Origin of the sequence: Klebsiella sp. BDA134-6 (genome assembly GCF_015601345.1) — a bacterium.
Taxonomy (GTDB): domain Bacteria; phylum Pseudomonadota; class Gammaproteobacteria; order Enterobacterales; family Enterobacteriaceae; genus Klebsiella; species Klebsiella grimontii.
The window spans coordinates 5717233-5733771 of record NZ_CP064784.1 but is presented as its reverse complement, the minus strand read 5'-3'; the positions used below and the strand labels follow the sequence as shown (position 1 = coordinate 5733771).

Annotated in this window: 16 protein-coding genes; 4 read left to right on the top strand and 12 right to left on the bottom strand. The window is 57.3% G+C overall.

Annotated features, from left to right (window positions below):
* The first annotated feature begins 47 nt into the window (after positions 1-47).
* The gene (mutM, locus tag IYV58_RS26610) at positions 48-857 is read left to right on the top strand and encodes a bifunctional DNA-formamidopyrimidine glycosylase/DNA-(apurinic or apyrimidinic site) lyase (protein ID WP_049112648.1); all 810 of its coding nucleotides are present in this window, start codon (positions 48-50) and stop codon (positions 855-857) included.
* Positions 858-958: 101 nt separating this feature from the next.
* Here the strand turns inward: mutM and coaD are convergent, their stop codons facing one another.
* From coaD to rfaQ, 7 genes are all read right to left on the bottom strand, one after another.
* Positions 959-1435: a pantetheine-phosphate adenylyltransferase gene (gene coaD / locus IYV58_RS26605; protein WP_004106901.1), complete on the bottom strand. Its 477-nt coding sequence runs from the start codon at positions 1433-1435 to the stop codon at positions 959-961.
* Complete coding sequence (locus tag IYV58_RS26600; protein ID WP_049115847.1) at positions 1432-2208, bottom strand: glycosyltransferase family 2 protein; 777 nt, start codon at positions 2206-2208, stop codon at positions 1432-1434. Before IYV58_RS26600 ends, coaD begins: the two co-directional genes overlap by 4 nt.
* Positions 2208-3482, bottom strand: a complete 1275-nt coding sequence (waaA, locus tag IYV58_RS26595) for a lipid IV(A) 3-deoxy-D-manno-octulosonic acid transferase (protein WP_004126633.1) — start codon at positions 3480-3482, stop codon at positions 2208-2210. The genes IYV58_RS26600 and waaA overlap by 1 nt, the downstream gene beginning before the upstream one ends.
* A 92-nt stretch (positions 3483-3574) precedes the next feature.
* Positions 3575-4564, bottom strand: a complete 990-nt coding sequence (locus IYV58_RS26590) for a glycosyltransferase (RefSeq protein ID WP_172879829.1) — start codon at positions 4562-4564, stop codon at positions 3575-3577.
* A 30-nt stretch (positions 4565-4594) separates the two neighbouring features.
* Entirely contained in the window at positions 4595-5689 is a 1095-nt protein-coding gene (locus IYV58_RS26585) for a glycosyltransferase (RefSeq protein WP_112166040.1), read from the bottom strand.
* A gap of 2 nt (positions 5690-5691) precedes the next feature.
* Positions 5692-6819 carry a glycosyltransferase family 4 protein gene (locus IYV58_RS26580; RefSeq protein ID WP_004126625.1) on the bottom strand — a complete coding sequence of 376 codons (1128 nt, stop codon included), beginning with the start codon at positions 6817-6819 and terminating at the stop codon, positions 5692-5694.
* Entirely contained in the window at positions 6816-7892 is a 1077-nt protein-coding gene (gene rfaQ / locus IYV58_RS26575) for a putative lipopolysaccharide heptosyltransferase III (RefSeq protein WP_049115843.1), read from the bottom strand. The genes IYV58_RS26580 and rfaQ overlap by 4 nt, the downstream gene beginning before the upstream one ends.
* A gap of 111 nt (positions 7893-8003) precedes the next feature.
* Here rfaQ and IYV58_RS26570 point away from each other — a divergent pair, with 111 nt between their 5' ends.
* Positions 8004-8966 carry a polysaccharide deacetylase family protein gene (locus tag IYV58_RS26570; RefSeq protein WP_195729340.1) on the top strand — a complete coding sequence of 321 codons (963 nt, stop codon included), beginning with the start codon at positions 8004-8006 and terminating at the stop codon, positions 8964-8966.
* A gap of 21 nt (positions 8967-8987) precedes the next feature.
* Positions 8988-10070, top strand: a complete 1083-nt coding sequence (locus IYV58_RS26565) for a glycosyltransferase family 9 protein (RefSeq protein WP_004126617.1) — start codon at positions 8988-8990, stop codon at positions 10068-10070.
* A 26-nt stretch (positions 10071-10096) separates the two neighbouring features.
* Here the strand turns inward: IYV58_RS26565 and IYV58_RS26560 are convergent, their stop codons facing one another.
* From IYV58_RS26560 to rfaD, 5 genes are read right to left on the bottom strand one after another with little or no spacing between them, the layout of a single operon-like run.
* Positions 10097-11263, bottom strand: coding sequence for an O-antigen ligase family protein (locus tag IYV58_RS26560; protein WP_195729339.1), 1167 nt, complete (start codon positions 11261-11263; stop codon positions 10097-10099).
* On the bottom strand, positions 11241-12149 hold the full coding sequence (locus tag IYV58_RS26555; RefSeq protein ID WP_004126611.1) for a hypothetical protein: 909 nt from the start codon (positions 12147-12149) through the stop codon (positions 11241-11243). Before IYV58_RS26555 ends, IYV58_RS26560 begins: the two co-directional genes overlap by 23 nt.
* Positions 12149-13120: a lipopolysaccharide heptosyltransferase RfaC gene (rfaC, locus tag IYV58_RS26550; protein ID WP_004126608.1), complete on the bottom strand. Its 972-nt coding sequence runs from the start codon at positions 13118-13120 to the stop codon at positions 12149-12151. The genes IYV58_RS26555 and rfaC overlap by 1 nt, the downstream gene beginning before the upstream one ends.
* 3 nt (positions 13121-13123) lie before the next feature.
* Positions 13124-14182, bottom strand: a complete 1059-nt coding sequence (gene rfaF / locus IYV58_RS26545) for an ADP-heptose--LPS heptosyltransferase RfaF (RefSeq protein WP_195729338.1) — start codon at positions 14180-14182, stop codon at positions 13124-13126.
* A 9-nt stretch (positions 14183-14191) separates the two neighbouring features.
* Positions 14192-15124: an ADP-glyceromanno-heptose 6-epimerase gene (gene rfaD, locus IYV58_RS26540; protein WP_004126603.1), complete on the bottom strand. Its 933-nt coding sequence runs from the start codon at positions 15122-15124 to the stop codon at positions 14192-14194.
* Positions 15125-15338: 214 nt separating this feature from the next.
* On the opposite strand from rfaD, the gene kbl reads away from it, so the two are divergent.
* Positions 15339-16532, top strand: coding sequence for a glycine C-acetyltransferase (gene kbl / locus IYV58_RS26535; protein ID WP_004126601.1), 1194 nt, complete (start codon positions 15339-15341; stop codon positions 16530-16532).
* The last annotated feature ends 7 nt before the right edge of the window (positions 16533-16539 follow it).

Sequence of the window (16539 nt, the reverse complement as noted above, 5' to 3'; positions counted from 1 at the left end):
TGAAAGAGGTAAAATAGGGGCGCCTGCTGTTTTAACATGAGAAAAATATGCCTGAATTACCTGAAGTAGAAACCAGTCGCCGCGGCATTGAGCCGCACCTGGTGGGAGCCACCATCCTGCACGCCGTTGTGCGCAACGGGCGCCTGCGCTGGCCCGTTTCTGAAGAGATCTATCGTCTGAGCGACGTTCCGGTGCTCAGCGTACGCCGCCGTGCTAAATATCTGCTGCTGGAGCTGCCCGACGGCTGGATTATCGTCCACCTCGGCATGTCCGGCAGCCTGCGTATCCTCAGCGAAGAGCTGCCCGCGGAAAAACACGATCACGTAGACCTGGTGATGAGTAACGGCAAGGTCCTGCGCTATACCGATCCGCGCCGCTTTGGCGCCTGGCTGTGGACTAAAGAGCTGCAAGGCCATCCGGTGCTGGCGCATCTGGGGCCGGAGCCGCTGAGCGATGAGTTCAACGCCGATTATCTGCAGGCGAAGTGCGCGAAGAAGAAAACCGCGATTAAGCCCTGGCTAATGGATAATAAGCTGGTGGTCGGGGTGGGCAATATCTACGCCAGCGAATCGCTCTTTTCGGCGGGCATTCATCCCGACAGGCTGGCTTCTTCTCTATCGCGGGAGGAGTGCGAGCAGCTGGTGAAAGTGATTAAGCTGGTCCTGCTGCGCTCCATCGAACAGGGCGGGACGACGCTGAAAGATTTCCTGCAAAGCGACGGTAAACCGGGCTACTTTGCCCAAGAGCTGCAGGTGTATGGCCGCAAGGGCGAGCCGTGCCGCATTTGCGGGACGCCGGTTATCGGCAGTAAGCACGCCCAGCGGGCGACGTTTTATTGCCGCCAGTGTCAGAAGTAAAGTGCGGGGGTTACCGTGAACCCGGCTCGCGCTGCGCTTAGCCGGGCTACAGGGCGGCTAAGCGCAGCGCGAGCGGGGGAGTGCATGGGTAAAAAACTTTACTACAGCTTCTTCAGTAGCGCCTGGTGAACGTTTGCCGGCAGAAAGTGAGAGACATCGCCCTGGTGGCGCGCCACTTCTTTTACCAGCGAAGAGGAGATAAACGACCACTCTTTGCACGGCATCAGAAACACGCTCTCCAGCGTCGGCATCAAATGACGGTTCATATGCGCTAGCTGCATCTCATATTCAAAATCCGCCACCGCCCGCAGGCCGCGAATTAAAATATTCGCCTGCTGCGCGCGGGCGAAGTTGGCCATTAAATCGCTGAAGCCAATAACCTCAACGTTGACCAGATGCGCCGTTGCCTGGGTGGCCAGCGCGATGCGCTCGTCGAGAGTGAACATCGGCTTTTTGCTCGGGCTGGCGGCGATAGCCAGCAGCACTTTATCGAACATGCTGGCCGCGCGGGTGACGATATCGATATGGCCGTTGGTGATAGGGTCGAAGGTTCCCGGATAGATCGCTTTTGTGCTCATAATGACACTTTCTCCGAGTAGCCGCGGCTCAGGGCCCACAGCTCGGTGTATTTATTAAACGTATATTGCGCGTTGACCACCGCCAGCAGCCAACCTTGTTTCCCATCCAGAATGCCCCCGCGCAGCAGCAGCGTTTTAACAAAAGCGCCCAGCGTATGGCCGAAGATAGCGGCCAGCGAGGTCTTCTTCCCTCTTTGATGGCGCTCCTGCGCCCAGGCGGCGGCGTAGGCCAGCTGCTTTTGCTGAAAGCCGGAAAAATCGCGGCAGGTCAGATGCAGCAGGTCGCCCGCGAGTTCGATAACCAGCGCGCCCTGGGCGTCGAGAGATTCGTGGACCAGATTATCGTTATAGCGGTAACGGTCGCGTTCGTACAGGCGCATCACGCGGTCGGGGTACCATCCGCTGTGGCGCATAAAGCGGCCAAGGAAATAGTTGCGCCGGGCGATGCTGTATATCGCGCCGGTTTGCGGCGCGGCCAGCACGCTGCGGATGGACTGCTCAAGCTCCGGGGTCACGCGCTCGTCGGTATCGATCATCAGCACGTAGTCGCCGGTGGCGTAGGCCTGGGCGCGCTGGCGCTGAATGCCGTAGCCCTGCCAGTCGCGGTTGATATGTACCTGAACGCCCTGGCTGCGGGCGAGTTCGACGGTATTGTCGTTGCTGCCGGAATCCAGCAGCACTATCTCATCGGCCCAGCTTACCGAGGCCAGACAATCAGGCAGCAGATCCGCCGCGTTTTTGGCGATCATCACGACCGAGAGGCGAGGCGACATTAGTGGCTCCGCTGCGGCAGGTAGGGTTGTAGTAACTGTAGCAGACGGGAGAGCGCGCCCTGGTTTTGGTGCAGAACTTCCACCGCGTGACGGCCGTACCACAGACGGTAATCTTCATCGGTTAGCAGGTTAGACACCTGCGTTACCAGCGAGTCGGCGTCGGTGACGGTAATCAGTCCATCGTCCTGCTGCAGCTTGGCGCAGATATCTTTGAAGTTGAACGTGTACGGACCCATCAGTACCGGTATCGCATGGGCGGCGGGCTCCAGCGGGTTATGGCCGCCGCGTTCTACCAGGCTGCCGCCGACAAACGCGAGGTCGGCAATACCGTACAGCAGCATCAGCTCGCCCATGGTATCGCCAATCACCACCTGGGTACTGTTCGACGGGATTTCGCCGGTGCTGCGCAGGGTGTAGCTCATTCCCGCTTTCTGTACCATCTCGCGGGCGTCGCTGAAGCGCTCCGGATGGCGAGGGACAAGGATCAGCAGCAGGTTGGGGAAACGCTCGAGCAGCTTTTTATGCGCCTGAAGAATAATTTGTTCTTCGCCGTCGTGGGTGCTGGTGGCAATCCACACCTGGCGGTGGGGCGCCCACTGGCGGCGTAGGGTGATGGCGCGAGCCGCCAGCTCCGGCGTGACCGAAATATCAAACTTCAGGCTGCCGGTGACCGCCAGCTGATTGCGTTTCAGGCCAAGGGCGATAAAGCGGCTAGCGTCTTCTTCGTTCTGCGCGGCGATAAGGGTAATGCGGCTTAGCAGCCGACGCATAAATTTCCCCAGTTTGGCATAGCCTTTCGCCGAGCGTTCGGAGAGGCGGGCGTTGGCGATCACCAGCGGGATTTTACGCTTGTGCAGCGTGGCGACCATGTTCGGCCAGAGTTCGGTTTCCATGACGATAACCAGCTTCGGCTGAACGGTGTTGAAGAAGCGGTTCATCGCGCCGGGCAGATCGTAAGGCAGATAGACGTGATGCACGTCTTTGCCGAAAGCGGACATGGCGCGTTCAGAGCCAGTTGGCGTCATGGTGGTGACGGTGATTGGCAGATAGGGGTAACGGTGGCGTAGCGCGCGCACCAGCGGAATCGCCGCCAGGGTTTCGCCAACGGAAACGGAATGCAGCAGGATGCCACCCGGTTCTACCTTGTTCTGGCAGAAGCCATAACGTTCCTTCCAGCGTTTACGATAGGCAGGGGCCTTACGGCTGCGTAACAGCAGTCGCAGCCACACCAGCGGCTGAATGAGGTAAAGTAGGGCGGTATAAAGCAATTCCAAGCGATTTATCCGTATTTATGTTTTTGCGGGCAAATTCTAAGCATTTAACCCGCGTAAAGCTATCTCTTTGGCGGAAACTAAGGGATTCAGTATTAAGCCGCGTCGCGATAGCGCTTGATGCGCAGATAGCGGCGTCCAAGACGCCAGCGTAGACGGAACGTACGGGCGTTTTTCCAGATCAGGCGCCAGATGCCGCGGTCGAAAAACTCTTTAATGATAATATGCTTTTTTGACTCATCTTTCATGCTATCGAAGGTATGAATAATTCCCAGCCCCTCTTTGGCGATCTGCCAGCGGCAGGCGGAAATATCGCGAACCTTGTCCGGATAGCGCTGGTTGATGGCGTCCAGCATCTCCAGAATCTTCATGTAGTGGCGCGCTGAACGCATCAGCGTGTCGTCGTTGTCCGGCTTATGCGATACCGATTCCGAGTGAATATAGTAGTCGTAGAACTGTTCGCTGGTGTACTGCACGCGTTCTGCCGCCAGCAGCACTTCGGTGGTCCAGGGAATATCCTGATGGCGCAGGCCAGGCTCAAAATGGAAGTGGTGGCTGGCGATAAACTCGCGGCGGTAGATATTGAGCCAGGTGACATGCAGGAACTTACGAGAATCCAGCGCCTGCTTTAACCAGACGTGGCCGGGCAAAACGCCCGTCGACTGCAGCCGGTCCAGCGGAAAAATAGGATGGATATCTTTTTTCGTCTCGTAGACGTAGCGGCCGTTGCAGGTGGCGACGTCAAGATTGCCCTTTTCCGCCATCTCCAGAAGCGTACGGTACATGCCCGGGTAAAGCTTATCGTCGATATCCGGGAAGGTCAGGTACTTACCGGTCGCCGCGGCGAGGCCGGTATTGCGCGCCACCGACACGCCCTGGTTTTCCTGCTCCAGCACGAGCACGCTTTGCAGGCGCTCTTTCCACTGGTCGATAACCGCAAGGCTGCCGTCCGTCGACCCGTCGTTCACCAGGATCAGTTCATAGCTTTCCAGCTGCTGTTGCTCAAGGCACTCAAAGAATTGCGCAAGGAATTTTTCGCCGTTATAGACGGCGGCTACGATGCTTAGTAAAGGCGTTTGACTCATAACTCATTCGATCCTGGTTGAATAACGGCGTCAGGCGCTGCGCAGCTGACGATACTGCTGACAAATCGATGCCACGCTGAACTTCTCCAGCGCCGCTGCGTCGATGGCCGGCGGGCTATGGTAAATGCTTTGCATCGTCTGAGCCAGCGCCGGGCTGTTGAGATCCGCCAGGCCGCGCGACAGCTCGCCGGTGAGGATCTCGGTCACGCCGCCCGGGCAGCGGGTGCTGGCGACCGGCGTATCCAGCAGCAGCGCCTCAACCACCACGTTGCCAAAGCCTTCGCTATCGGAGCTGAGGACCAGCATCCGCGCGCCTTTGATCCACGGCAGCGGGTTTTTCTGGAAGCCTTTAAACAGGACGCGATCGGCAACCTGTAGCTGCTGCGCCAGCTGGCGCAGGCGCTGCTCTTGTTCCGGTTTGCCCTGCCCCAGCAGCACCAGCGGCGCGTCGATACCGCTTTGCGCATAGGCCTCAATCAGGCGGTCGTGGCGTTTGCCGGGGTGAAAGCGGCCGACGTGGATAATATAGTCGCCGTCGGGGCGCTGGCTGGGCTCTTCGGCCGCGGCGCGCAGGGCGGCGATATCAAACGGGTTATAAATCGTTTTCAGCTGGGCGGGGCGAATGGCGAACTGCTCGACCAGGTCTTGACCGACCGCATCGGAGACGGTAACGACATTGCGTCCCTGATAAACGCGCCCGATCTTCTGCTTTTTCATCCAGCGGTTAAAACCGCTGCGGTGTCCGAGATAGGACGTGGAGAACACGCCGTGCAGGCAGAACCAGACGTTGCGCCCGTTCAGCAGGCGGCTGCGGGAGACGATGCGGTCGGTTTTATGTAGATTGGATAGCACCAGATCGAAACGGCCCTGCTGTTCTGCTTTCTCGATTGCCGCATCAAGCTGGCGCGCGCGCCGGGATAGCTCGGTGAGTTTGCGCCAGGGTTTGCGGCAGCGGTCGGCGATGACCTGATAATCCAGCCCCGCCGGTAGCGGATACTCGCAGACATCGCGTAGGGAAAAAAGCGATACCTGTTCACCCTGGCTGATAAAATGCGCTGCCAGCGTCAGCACGACTTTTTCCGCGCCGCCGCCGGGCAGGCCGTCGATAACAAACAGTATGCGCATCGTTATTTCACCAAATCCTGATAGAGGGAGAGCAGCTGTGCCGAGAGCCGTTCGCTGGTGCAGGTCATGATCCGCTCGCGGGCGCGCTGGCCTTCTGCAGAACCCAAAGCCCGAGCAGGCAGGGCGTTAACCGACTCCTGCAGGGCCGGGATATCCAGCGCATCGCAAACGTAGCCGTTGCTGCCCTGAACGATAAACTCCGCGCCGCCGCAGCCGGTAGTCGTAATCACCGGCAGGCCGCAGGCCATCGCTTCGAGAATGACGTTGGGGAACGGATCGTAAAGCGTCGGCAGCAGCAGGGCGTCGGCCATCTGATAGAATGGCAGGGTTTCCGACTGCATGCCGAAAAAGCGCACCCGTTCCTCGCAGTTCAGCGTTTTCGCCAGCTGCTGATAGCGACTCTGCTCTTTATCTTTGCCCACCACCAGAAGATAGCGGTTGGTCGGCGCGATGGCGCGGATCGCCGCATCCAGCCCCTTGCGCTCAAAGCCGGAGCCGACGTAAATCAGGCAGGTTGCCTGGATCGGCAGATTCCATTTGGCGCGCAGCGCGGTAAAGGCTTCTTCCGTCGGCGGCAGAAAACGCTGGTTATCAATAGCGTTATAGATGACGTGAATTTTTTCCGCCGGCAGGCCGAAGTCTTCAATAATCTCGCGTTTAATCATCTCCGCGTTGCAGATAACGCCGCGCAGGTGCGAGTCCTGGTACATGTCGCGCTCGGCCTGCATCACATAGCGATGGTAGCGGTCGGCAAACAGCAGGCGGCTTTTCCAGCCGGGCAAAATGCGCGAACGCTGCTGCAGCCAGCGGCGGTGTACGCCGTCTCCGGCGCGGTACAGGTCGCAGCCGGGTATACGCTCATGGCTTTGCACCAGATCGAAGGCTTCGCGCTGCCAGAGCTGGCGGGCGGCGTCGGCAAACCCACGCTCGCGGCTGATCCGCCCCCACTTGCGCGGATTGCAGATGTGGATGTTCCACTCGGGCTTCACCGGCCCCTGCCACTCGCGGGTGATGACGTTCAGTTCAAGATCGCTGTCGTCGAGGGCTTCCAGCGCGCGGGAGACAAAGCGCTCCGCACCGCCGTCCGGGCGATACTTCTGGCGTACCAGAGCCAGCCTGAATTTACTCATGCCAGTACCTTTTTCGCCGCCGCGATGACCGCGTCGGTGGGGATTAAATCGAGAAAGCGTTCGTTGGTGTTGGTATCAATGTCGTCAGGATCGGGAATCGATCCGAAATCACCCGCCCAAATCACCTCGCCCTGCGCCTGCCATGGACGCCAGAAGGTGAGCTTGGAGGGGCCGAATAGCGCCACCAGCGGCGTACCGAGCGCGGCGGCCATATGCATCGGCACCGAGTCGACGCCGATGAACAGGCGGGCATGGTCGATGACGGACGCCAGCTGGCGCAGGGTGAGCAGCCCGGCGAGGGAGTGCAGGCGAGCATCGGGGCAGCCCGCCATAATGGTGTCGATCATCTGCTTCTCTCTGGCGTCAGGGCCGGAGGTCAGCACGACCGGGTAGCCTGCTTCAGAAAGCGCGTTTATCAGGGCGCTCATTCGCGCTTCGCGCCAGCACTTAAAGAACCAGCGGGAGGTCGGCTGAATGACGATATAGTTATCCTGAAATCCTTCCGGCAGCAGCGCGCGGCTGGCGCGCCAGTCCTGCTCGCTGTAGCCCATCTTCGCCGGCGCGTCAGCAATATCCAGTCCAAGCGGCGCCAGAATCGACAGATTCTGCTGCACGGTATGCAGCTGGTTATGCCGCTCGGTTGAGGCGAGGGCGGTATGGCAAAAACGCCAGGCCGGGTGGCGACGCTTCGGAAAGTCAAAGCCGATACGGATGGCCGCCCCGGTCAGTTTGGTGATGATCGCGCTGGGCCACTGATCGGCAAGATTGAGCACCATATCGTAGCGCTGCTGGCGGAGCGTGCGAATCAGCCGCCACTCCATCTTCAGCTGATGGCCAGCGCCCTGTTTTTTCCAGCGCCGGTCAATGCCGTAAATGTGGCGGATATCCGTATTCGCTGCGAGCATATCCCGCGTTTCTTCATAAAGCAGCACATCCACGCAGGCGGCGGGATATTGCTGCTTAAGCGCATGAATAAGCGGCGTTATCAATAACATATCGCCATGATGGCGAAGCTTAATAACCAGGATTCGCGCCGGGTTCACGCGGCCGGAAGTGCGGGTTTCAGGCGTCATTCTCTGTTCTTCATTCAGGGTCAGGGCTCCGATTCTAGGGGATCAGATAGATTGAGAGAAGCCTTGTCTTGCTCTACCATGACCCGATACGTATGGCCTGAGGACGTTTTCGTGCACAAACCCGCATTTCTCATCACGATTGATACAGAGGGTGATAACCTCTGGCAAAAACATGACAGCATCACCACCGAGAATGCGCGCTATCTACCGCGTTTTCAGCAGCTTTGCGAAAAGTATGGTTTTAAACCGGTCTGGTTGACCAACTATGAAATGGCTATCGACCCGGTTTATATCGAATTTGCCAAAGATACGATCGCCCGGGGTACCGCGGAAATTGGTATGCATCTCCACGCGTGGAACAGCCCGCCGACCGATCCGCTCACCGATGACGACTGGCGACATAAACCGTATTTGATCGAGTACAGCGATGCGGCGATGCGGGCAAAAGTCGACTATATGACCCGTTTGCTGGAGGACACCTTCCAAACCAAAATGGTCAGCCATCGCGCCGGGCGGTGGGCGTTTGATGAGCGCTACGCGCGTCTGCTGGTGGAGTATGGCTATCTGGTGGATTGCTCGGTTACCCCGAGAGTGAACTGGAAGACGGCGAAAGGCGCGCCGCAGGGCGACGGCGGCACCGATTATCGTCATTTCCCGCAGCACGCCTATTTTCTTGACGAGAATGATATCCGTCGTGAAGGGCAATCATCGCTGCTGGAAGTGCCTATGAGCATTCAGTACAAGCATTCCGCCTGGATGAATGGCCTGAAGCAGGGCTACGATCGCCTGCGCGGCAAAGTACGCTCGCCGTCGGTACACTGGCTGCGTCCGATGGGCGGTAACGTTGAGACGATGAAAAAAGTGGTCGAACAAACGTTGACTCAGGGTAATGACTACGTCGAATATATGCTCCACTCTTCAGAGTACATGCCCGGCGGCAGCCCAACGTTTAAAAACGAGCAGGATATCGAGCGCTTATATGCCGATCTGGACGCTTTTTTCAGCTGGCTGGCGCCGCAGGTGAAGGGAATGACGTTGGCGGAGTATTACCAACAGAAACTCACACAGCGATAAAAGATCACAACCAGGTACCGTATGCGTATCGTGAAGCAGTTTACGCGGAAGAAAAATGCCTTCTTCCGCGAAATTAAGTTTAATTTAATTAACTATCGTTACAGAAATAAAAGCGCACGCCAGCCCTTTAATTCCGCGAAGATTCAGCATGTTTTATTATTGCGCCTGGATGACAAAGTTGGGGATATGGTCGTAACGACCGGCTGCGCAAAGCTTTTAGCCGATCGGGGCTATAAGGTTTCTGTGCTGACCGGGCCGGTCTGTAAGCAGATGCTTGCCGGCGCGGATTTTCTTGAGCAGGTCTATTTATATCAGCCGCGGATGCCGTTAAACGCACTGCGTGCGGCAGGATTTGACGCGGTTGTTGATTTTGATGATGTGAAAACCTACGAGCGTTTTAAACTGCTGGCTGATTTGCAGCCTGGCTGTGTTATCGGTTTTAATAAACAAGAATATAAACTTTACGATCACTCCATCCCTTTTCTGGATAGCAGCAGCCATATTTCCGCCCGCTATAAAGCCGTCGCCAGGCTATTTGGCATAGAACACCCTCATTACCACTATCATCTGCCCGGCGATGCTTTTGAGCGGGAAAAAGTCAAAACACTGATGGCTCAGCACAAGGGGAGTCAGCTCTGTATTGCCATAAACCCGTTTACCGCCTCAACGGATAAAGACTTTTGCCGTCATCAGGTTTCTGCCCTGATTGAGCGCTTATATACGCTCCCTTATAAAATCAGCGTCGTGATGGTCGGGCATAGCGAGAAAATTCGTCAGCTTAATCTGGAAACGGCGCTGCATCTGCCTGATAGCAATATTAATTCAGCGGTTGAGATTGTTCGCCACTGCGATCTGGTGATTACGGCGGATACCGCCATCGTGCATATTGCTCGCGCGTTCGACAAGCCCATGGTGGCGGTTTACAACAAACGTAAACTCAAAGATACCGGTTTGCCAGGCTATACCATCTGGGCGCCGGGTTATGACAAGGCCAGACAAATTGTCTGCGAAGAGACTAACGTCGCCGACATGACCATTGACGCGGTCTGGCCGGTGATCAAAGCCCAGGCGGATGCCCTGATCGCCGCCCGCCAGCAGGCGTAAAAAAGGGCCCGCTGCGGGCCCTTGTCTTAGCGTTTCGCCTTCAGGTCGCCGCTGAGCGCAATGCCCAGCGGTAGCCAAAACAGCGGCCAGCTTTCGCGAGGGTTGCTGATGATAAACATGCCCTGCGAAGCCATAAAAATCAGCGCATAGATAAAAATCGCCAGCCCGTAGCGGCCATCCTGCTGTTTACGCCATGCCTGCCATAACCCTCCGGCAATCACCGCCAGCAGCAGCGCCAGGCCGATGATGCCGCCTTTCAGCAGTGCGCCAAGATAGACGCTGTGGGTGGTGGTGATATGCTCGCCGCTGTAGTTGGTAAAGTTGAGCTCGTAGTCAAAGCCACGACCCAGCCACGGCTGGCTGGCTACTTCCTGGACCGTATGGCGCCAGATACTCAAGCGCAATCCGCTTTGTGTGCCCAGCTCTTCAAAGCGCGCCAGCAGCAGGTCTCCCGTTGGCGTAAAGAGGAAAAGCGCGCCCAGAACCAATGCTAACGCGGCGACAATCAAAAGATTGCGGCGGGTAAAGACGTGCAGGTGCAGGGTGCAAACAAACGCCACCAGCAGGGCGATAATCGGGCCGCGGCTTTGGGTCAGAAACAACATAACCAGCATGATGGCCATCGGCACATACAGCAGGTGGCTGCCTTTCTCCTTCAGCAGCATCGCGCAAATAAGGATACCGATACCGCAATAGCCTGCGAGGTCGATAACGTTGGTCGGCCCGGGATTGCCCGGTGACACCAGGCGCTCTTTGAGGACCAGGGTGAAATCGATCGCCATCGTCCAGATGGAGAGCACCGTGATCCCGGCAACGACGCTCAGCAGCGCCAGATGTCGGGTTCGGGTGTCGCCCAGCAGGGTAGTTAGCAGCAGGAGATAAAAAATTAAATAGGCGCCGTGCGTCAGCGGCGAGTCGATATGCTGAGGCGTCTGCCCCCAAATGTTGCTCAGGGCATAGTAAACGCAGAATATCACCAGCAGGCTATAAACCGGCCACCGCTGGCGGATGCTTTCCGCTATTGCCTGACGGTTAACCTGGTTAAGCAGTGAAAGCAAAAACAGCAAGATAGATAAATGAAGAAGGTTGTTTGTCCGGGTTGATACGCAAAAAACAGCGCTAAAAAACAGAAACAAAGTGAAGAAAATGGTGTAGCCCTGTCTGGCGTAACTACTTATTTTTAAAGTACTCATCAAAAGAAACCTTTGCGAAAATCGTTTCCGGAACCGCGCTTTCTAAAGAGAAGTTAACGACCCGAATATGGTTTTGTTGCAGCACGTTGGCAGCGTGCGAAAAGGACGGCATGACCAGGTCATCCACCTTATTTGCCAGCCAGGAGGGGAGTTTATCCTGTTCCGTTTCGTAGAATCGCGGCTGGTTGAAGTTACTCATATCCAGACCGCTTATCAGAATGGTTTTAAATCCCAGCCACATCAGAATTTGCAGGGCCCAGTAGACCACGGTTCCGGCATCGAAAATGCCCTGGCGGATATCGGTGCTAAAGCAAATATCCTGCCGCTGCGGGTGAAAGCGTAAAGCCGCAACGCCTTTCCAGACCTGCGGCATCGCGCTTTTGGCGACTTTGGGCTGATAAATTTTATAACAGGCGTCTTCAATTAATGCCAAACGACAGCGAAGCTCTGCGCCGTGGCGGTCGAGGATTTTGGCGATACCGTGCATGGTGGTGAAGAGCACGAGATCGGGTTGGCTAATCACTGAACGAATCACGTCCGGCTTTTTATCGTAAAAGACCATATCGACAATGGTATAGAACGAAAATTTAATTTTATCAGAGAGATGCCAGGCGCCATTCACCCCCATCACCGGAACGCTTTTCGGCAGCCGCGTGAAATCAATACGGCGCGTAGAGGGGCCGGTGGCGGTCAGCAGCACCTCGCCCTGGGCGCTATCCTTCAGTTCGCTGAGATTAACCAGCGGCACCGTTTTCCCTTTGTATTTCAGGGTGCGGATTTCACCGCTCGCCGCGCGCGTGATGTGGGTAAACGGCCAGAGATTTTCGTTATGGCGATAGGCGCGTCGATGCGTGTAGCGATAGATCTGCTTAAATAATGAACCCATTAAGCCAGTTCCTGAGATTTCAACAGTTGCCGAATCCGGGAGGCGGGTATATCCCCCGTGCTGCTGCCGCTTTCCGGGCGCACCACGTACTGATTTTTACCGTAGCCGCCAATCAGCCCCGGATCGGTCGGACCGTACAGCGTGAAGTTCGGTTTATCGAGCGCGGCGGTAAGATGGCTCAGCCCCGTGTCGACGGAAACCACCCCGCGCGCGCCTGCCAGAACCTCTGCTACCTGCTCCAGGCTCATGCGCGGCAGGACGTCGACAAAATCGTGCCCCTCCGCCAGGCGCCTGGCCCGCGCCTCTTCATGGGGGGCGCCCCACGGCAGTTTGATGCGTACGCCGCTGTCGGTCAGCAGGGCGATAAGCGCCCGCCAGTTCTCTTCCGGCCAGTGCTTATCATCGCGCGTCGTGGCGTGGAGGAACACCAGATACGGCGCAGCGGACGGGTCAGTCTGACGCAAAAAATGGCGGGCGATCGCGTAGTCGCCCTGGGTTTCCGGCTTCGCGTAGCCGAGGCTTTTTGCGAACAGCTCGCGGGTGCGCTCAACGGCGTGCTGCTGTTTAGCAATATGGTGGCGACGGTTGTAAAACAGGCTGGCCAGCGGCTCGCGGGCGGTTTGCCAGTCCATACCGTGCTTCACGCCGCGGGCCAGCCGGGTGACCAGCGCGGCGCTCTTCACCAGCCCCTGAGCATCGATGATCGCGTCATATTTTTCCGCCCGTACGGCGTCGCGGAAAGCCTTACGCTCGGCTTTGATCGGCGCGGAAAACCACGCCTTGCGCCAGCGGCGAATCGCTACCGGGATGACCCGGTCGACGGTCTCATGCCAGGAGGGGATCTGCGCGAAGCCTTCCTCAACCACCCAGTCGAAACGAATGCCGGGAAAGGCCAGCGCGGCGTCGCTCAGCGCGGGCAGCGTGTGCAGCACGTCGCCCATGGACGAGGTTTTTACGATCAGTACCCGCATCCGTTAGTCTTCCTCTTGTTCCGTTTTTTTCAGCAACAGGTCGTTTAATTCTTCCAGCACGCGCTGTGGCGTAATGTCGATCAAACTCTGATGATAGCCTTCGGCGGCGTCGCCTTTACGCACTTTGTGGTAGCCACTGATCAGGCGGATCACGCGCGCTTTGTGCGACAGAGGTGGAGTGAAGTCCGGGCTGCTGGGCCCGTAGAGCGCCACCAGCGGACGGTCGAGCGCGGCGGCGACGTGCATCAGGCCGGAATCGTTGCTGACCACCGCTTTACAGGCGGCGATCAGAATGACTGCCTGCTCAAGTTGAGTCTCCCCGGCCAGATTGCGGCACCATGCCTGCTGTTCGGTATTGAGGGCGGCGAGGATTTCATTGCCCGCTTCGTGATCTTTCGCGGAGCCAAACAGCACGATCTGAAAGCCTTCGTCGATCAGCTGTTTCGCCAGTTCGGCGTAGTGATAGTGCGGCCAGCGTTTTGCCGGGCCGAACTCTGCGCCGGGGCAGAAGCCGATGAGCGGGCGCTCGGCTGAGAGGTTAAACGCGCTACAGGCCTGCGATTTTTCGCCTTCATGTACCTGCAGCTGCGGCCAGAGCAGCGGCTGCGGCAGATCTTTCGCGCAGCGCATCACGCCTTTGTCGTAGGCCAGACCGACGTAGCGTTCGACCATCAGCGGCCAGGCGTCTTTATCCAGCTTGCGGGCATCGTTCAGCAGGCCGTAGCGCATCTCGCCGAGCCAGCCGGTGCGATGCGGTATTCCCGCAAAGAACGGCACGAGGGCCGATTTAAACGAGTTGGGCAGCACATAAGCGCGATCGTAGCGACGTTCGCGCAGGCTGTGCCCAAGCTTACGCCGTTCCCCGATTTCCAGCGCGCCGTGGCCGAGCGGCATCGGGATTGCTTCGTTGACTTCCGGCATGCGCGATAGCAGCGGACGGCACCATGCGGGCGCCATCACGTCGATGATCGCCTGGGGATAGCGCGCCCTGAGCGTACGATAAAGACTTTGCGACATCATCATGTCGCCCACCCAAGACGGGCCAATCACCAGTATTTTCATGCTTGCTTCTTACGCGTCGCGGTTCAGCCAGGCCATATATTCCGTTACGCCTTCGGCAACGGTCTTAAACGGTTTATCGTAGCCCGCTGCGCGCAGGTTTGTCAGATCCGCCTGGGTAAACGCCTGATAGCGGCCTTTCAGCTTATCCGGGAACGGAATGTACTCGATGCTGCCTTTCTGGTGGTAAGCCAGCGTTGCGTCTGCGACAGCCTGGAAAGACTCCGCGCGGCCGGTGCCAAGGTTGAAAATGCCGGATACGCCGTTTTCCCAGAACCACAGGTTCACCGCCGCGACGTCGCCGACGTAGACGAAGTCGCGCTTGAAGCCGTCGCTGCCTTCAAACAATTTCGGACTTTCGCCATTATTCAGCTGAGTATTCAGATGGAAAGCGACGCTGGCCATGCTGCCTTTATGGCCTTCGCGCGGCCCGTAGACGTTGAAATAGCGGAAGCCGACGATCTGCGAGTTCGCTTCCGGCAGGATCTGACGGACATATTCATCAAACAGAAACTTGGAGTAGCCGTAAACGTTGAGCGGCTGCTCGTATTCGCGGGATTCGATAAAGTCGCTGGTGCGGCCGCCGTAGGTCGCCGCGGAAGAGGCGTACAGGAACGGGATTTCACGCTCCAGACAGTAGTGAAGCACCTCTTTTGAGTACTGATAGTTGTTATCCATCATGTACTTGCCATCCCACTCCGTGGTGGAAGAGCAGGCGCCTTCATGGAAAATAGCGTCGATATCGCCGAACTCTTCGCCCGCCATAATCTGGATCAGAAAGTCTTCTTTATCCATGTAGTCGGCAATGTTCAAATCCACCAGATTGATGAATTTGGTGCCGTCTTTCAGATTATCTACGACCAGAATGTCGGTAATGCCCTGGTCATTCAGTGCTTTAACGATATTGCTGCCGATAAAGCCTGCGCCGCCGGTAACGATGATCATAACTGTAACCTTTGAAGTGGGTAGTCCAGAGACAATCCGGACATGAATACTCTTATCATATCACTACATCGAAAAGGCTTCAGCCATTCGCCGATAAGGTAGAGAGGGACTCGTGATTTATGCTGCAAATAATTCATGCAGTAATGCATCATCTCGTATCAGCGTATAGCTTTAGGTAATATGTGCCAAATTTTGCCGAATCTGGAGAGTTGCAATGCGTGGTGATTTCTACAAACAGTTAACCAATGACCTGGATACCGCGCGCGCGGAAGGGTTGTTTAAAGAAGAACGGATTATTACTTCGGCGCAGCAGGCGGATATCACCGTCGGCGGCAGTCAGGTGATTAACTTCTGCGCCAATAACTATCTCGGCCTCGCGAACCACCCGGAACTGATTGCCGCCGCGAAAAGCGGCATGGATAGCCACGGCTTCGGTATGGCCTCCGTGCGTTTTATCTGCGGGACCCAGGACAGCCATAAAGCGCTTGAGAAGAAGCTGGCCGATTTTCTCGGTATGGAAGATGCGATTCTCTACTCCTCCTGTTTTGATGCTAACGGCGGCCTGTTTGAAACCCTGCTCGGCGCAGAAGATGCGATTATCTCCGATGCCCTGAACCACGCGTCGATCATCGACGGCGTGCGCCTGTGTAAAGCGAAGCGCTTCCGCTACGCCAACAACGATATGGTGGAGCTGGAAGCCCGTCTGAAAGAGGCGCGTGACGCCGGCGCGCGCCATGTGCTGATTGCCACCGACGGCGTGTTCTCAATGGACGGGGTGATCGCCAACCTGAAGGGCGTTTGCGATCTGGCGGACAAATACGACGCGCTGGTGATGGTGGATGATTCTCACGCCGTGGGTTTTGTGGGTGAAAACGGCCGCGGTTCCCATGAGTACTGCGACGTGATGGGCCGCGTCGATATTATCACCGGTACGCTGGGTAAGGCGCTGGGCGGCGCGTCCGGCGGCTATACCGCCGCGCGTAAAGAAGTTGTCGAGTGGCTGCGCCAGCGCTCGCGTCCGTATCTGTTCTCCAACTCGCTGGCGCCGGCGATTGTCGCCGCTTCCATCAAAGTGCTGGAGATGGTGGAAGCGGGCAGCGAGCTGCGCGATCGCCTGTGGGCTAACGCGCGCCTGTTCCGTGAAAAAATGACCGCGGCAGGGTTTACCCTTGCGGGCGCCGATCACGCCATTATCCCGGTGATGCTCGGTGAAGCCACCGTGGCGCAGCAGTTCGCGCGCGAGCTGCAAAAAGAAGGGATTTACGTCACCGGATTCTTCTACCCGGTGGTACCAAAAGGCCAGGCGCGTATCCGTACCCAGATGTCTGCGGCGCATACCCCTGAACAAATTGAACGTGCGGTGGAAGCCTTTACCCGCATCGGTAAACAACTGGGCGTCATTGCCTGAGGGTGTG

Excerpts from the sequence above, each read along its gene's own strand:
- mutM (WP_049112648.1), top strand. The coding sequence starts at position 48 with ATGCCTGAATTACCTGAAGTAGAAACCAGTCGCCGCGGCATTGAGCCG.
- coaD (WP_004106901.1), bottom strand. The coding sequence starts at position 1,435 with ATGAGCACAAAAGCGATCTATCCGGGAACCTTCGACCCTATCACCAAC.
- IYV58_RS26600 (WP_049115847.1), bottom strand. The coding sequence starts at position 2,208 with ATGTCGCCTCGCCTCTCGGTCGTGATGATCGCCAAAAACGCGGCGGAT.
- IYV58_RS26590 (WP_172879829.1), bottom strand. The coding sequence starts at position 4,564 with ATGAGTCAAACGCCTTTACTAAGCATCGTAGCCGCCGTCTATAACGGC.
- IYV58_RS26585 (WP_112166040.1), bottom strand. The coding sequence starts at position 5,689 with ATGCGCATACTGTTTGTTATCGACGGCCTGCCCGGCGGCGGCGCGGAA.
- IYV58_RS26580 (WP_004126625.1), bottom strand. The coding sequence starts at position 6,819 with ATGAGTAAATTCAGGCTGGCTCTGGTACGCCAGAAGTATCGCCCGGAC.
- rfaQ (WP_049115843.1), bottom strand. The coding sequence starts at position 7,892 with ATGACGCCTGAAACCCGCACTTCCGGCCGCGTGAACCCGGCGCGAATC.
- IYV58_RS26565 (WP_004126617.1), top strand. The coding sequence starts at position 8,988 with ATGCGTATCGTGAAGCAGTTTACGCGGAAGAAAAATGCCTTCTTCCGC.
- IYV58_RS26560 (WP_195729339.1), bottom strand. The coding sequence starts at position 11,263 with ATGAGTACTTTAAAAATAAGTAGTTACGCCAGACAGGGCTACACCATT.
- IYV58_RS26555 (WP_004126611.1), bottom strand. The coding sequence starts at position 12,149 with ATGGGTTCATTATTTAAGCAGATCTATCGCTACACGCATCGACGCGCC.
- rfaC (WP_004126608.1), bottom strand. The coding sequence starts at position 13,120 with ATGCGGGTACTGATCGTAAAAACCTCGTCCATGGGCGACGTGCTGCAC.
- rfaF (WP_195729338.1), bottom strand. The coding sequence starts at position 14,182 with ATGAAAATACTGGTGATTGGCCCGTCTTGGGTGGGCGACATGATGATG.
- rfaD (WP_004126603.1), bottom strand. The coding sequence starts at position 15,124 with ATGATCATCGTTACCGGCGGCGCAGGCTTTATCGGCAGCAATATCGTT.
- kbl (WP_004126601.1), top strand. The coding sequence starts at position 15,339 with ATGCGTGGTGATTTCTACAAACAGTTAACCAATGACCTGGATACCGCG.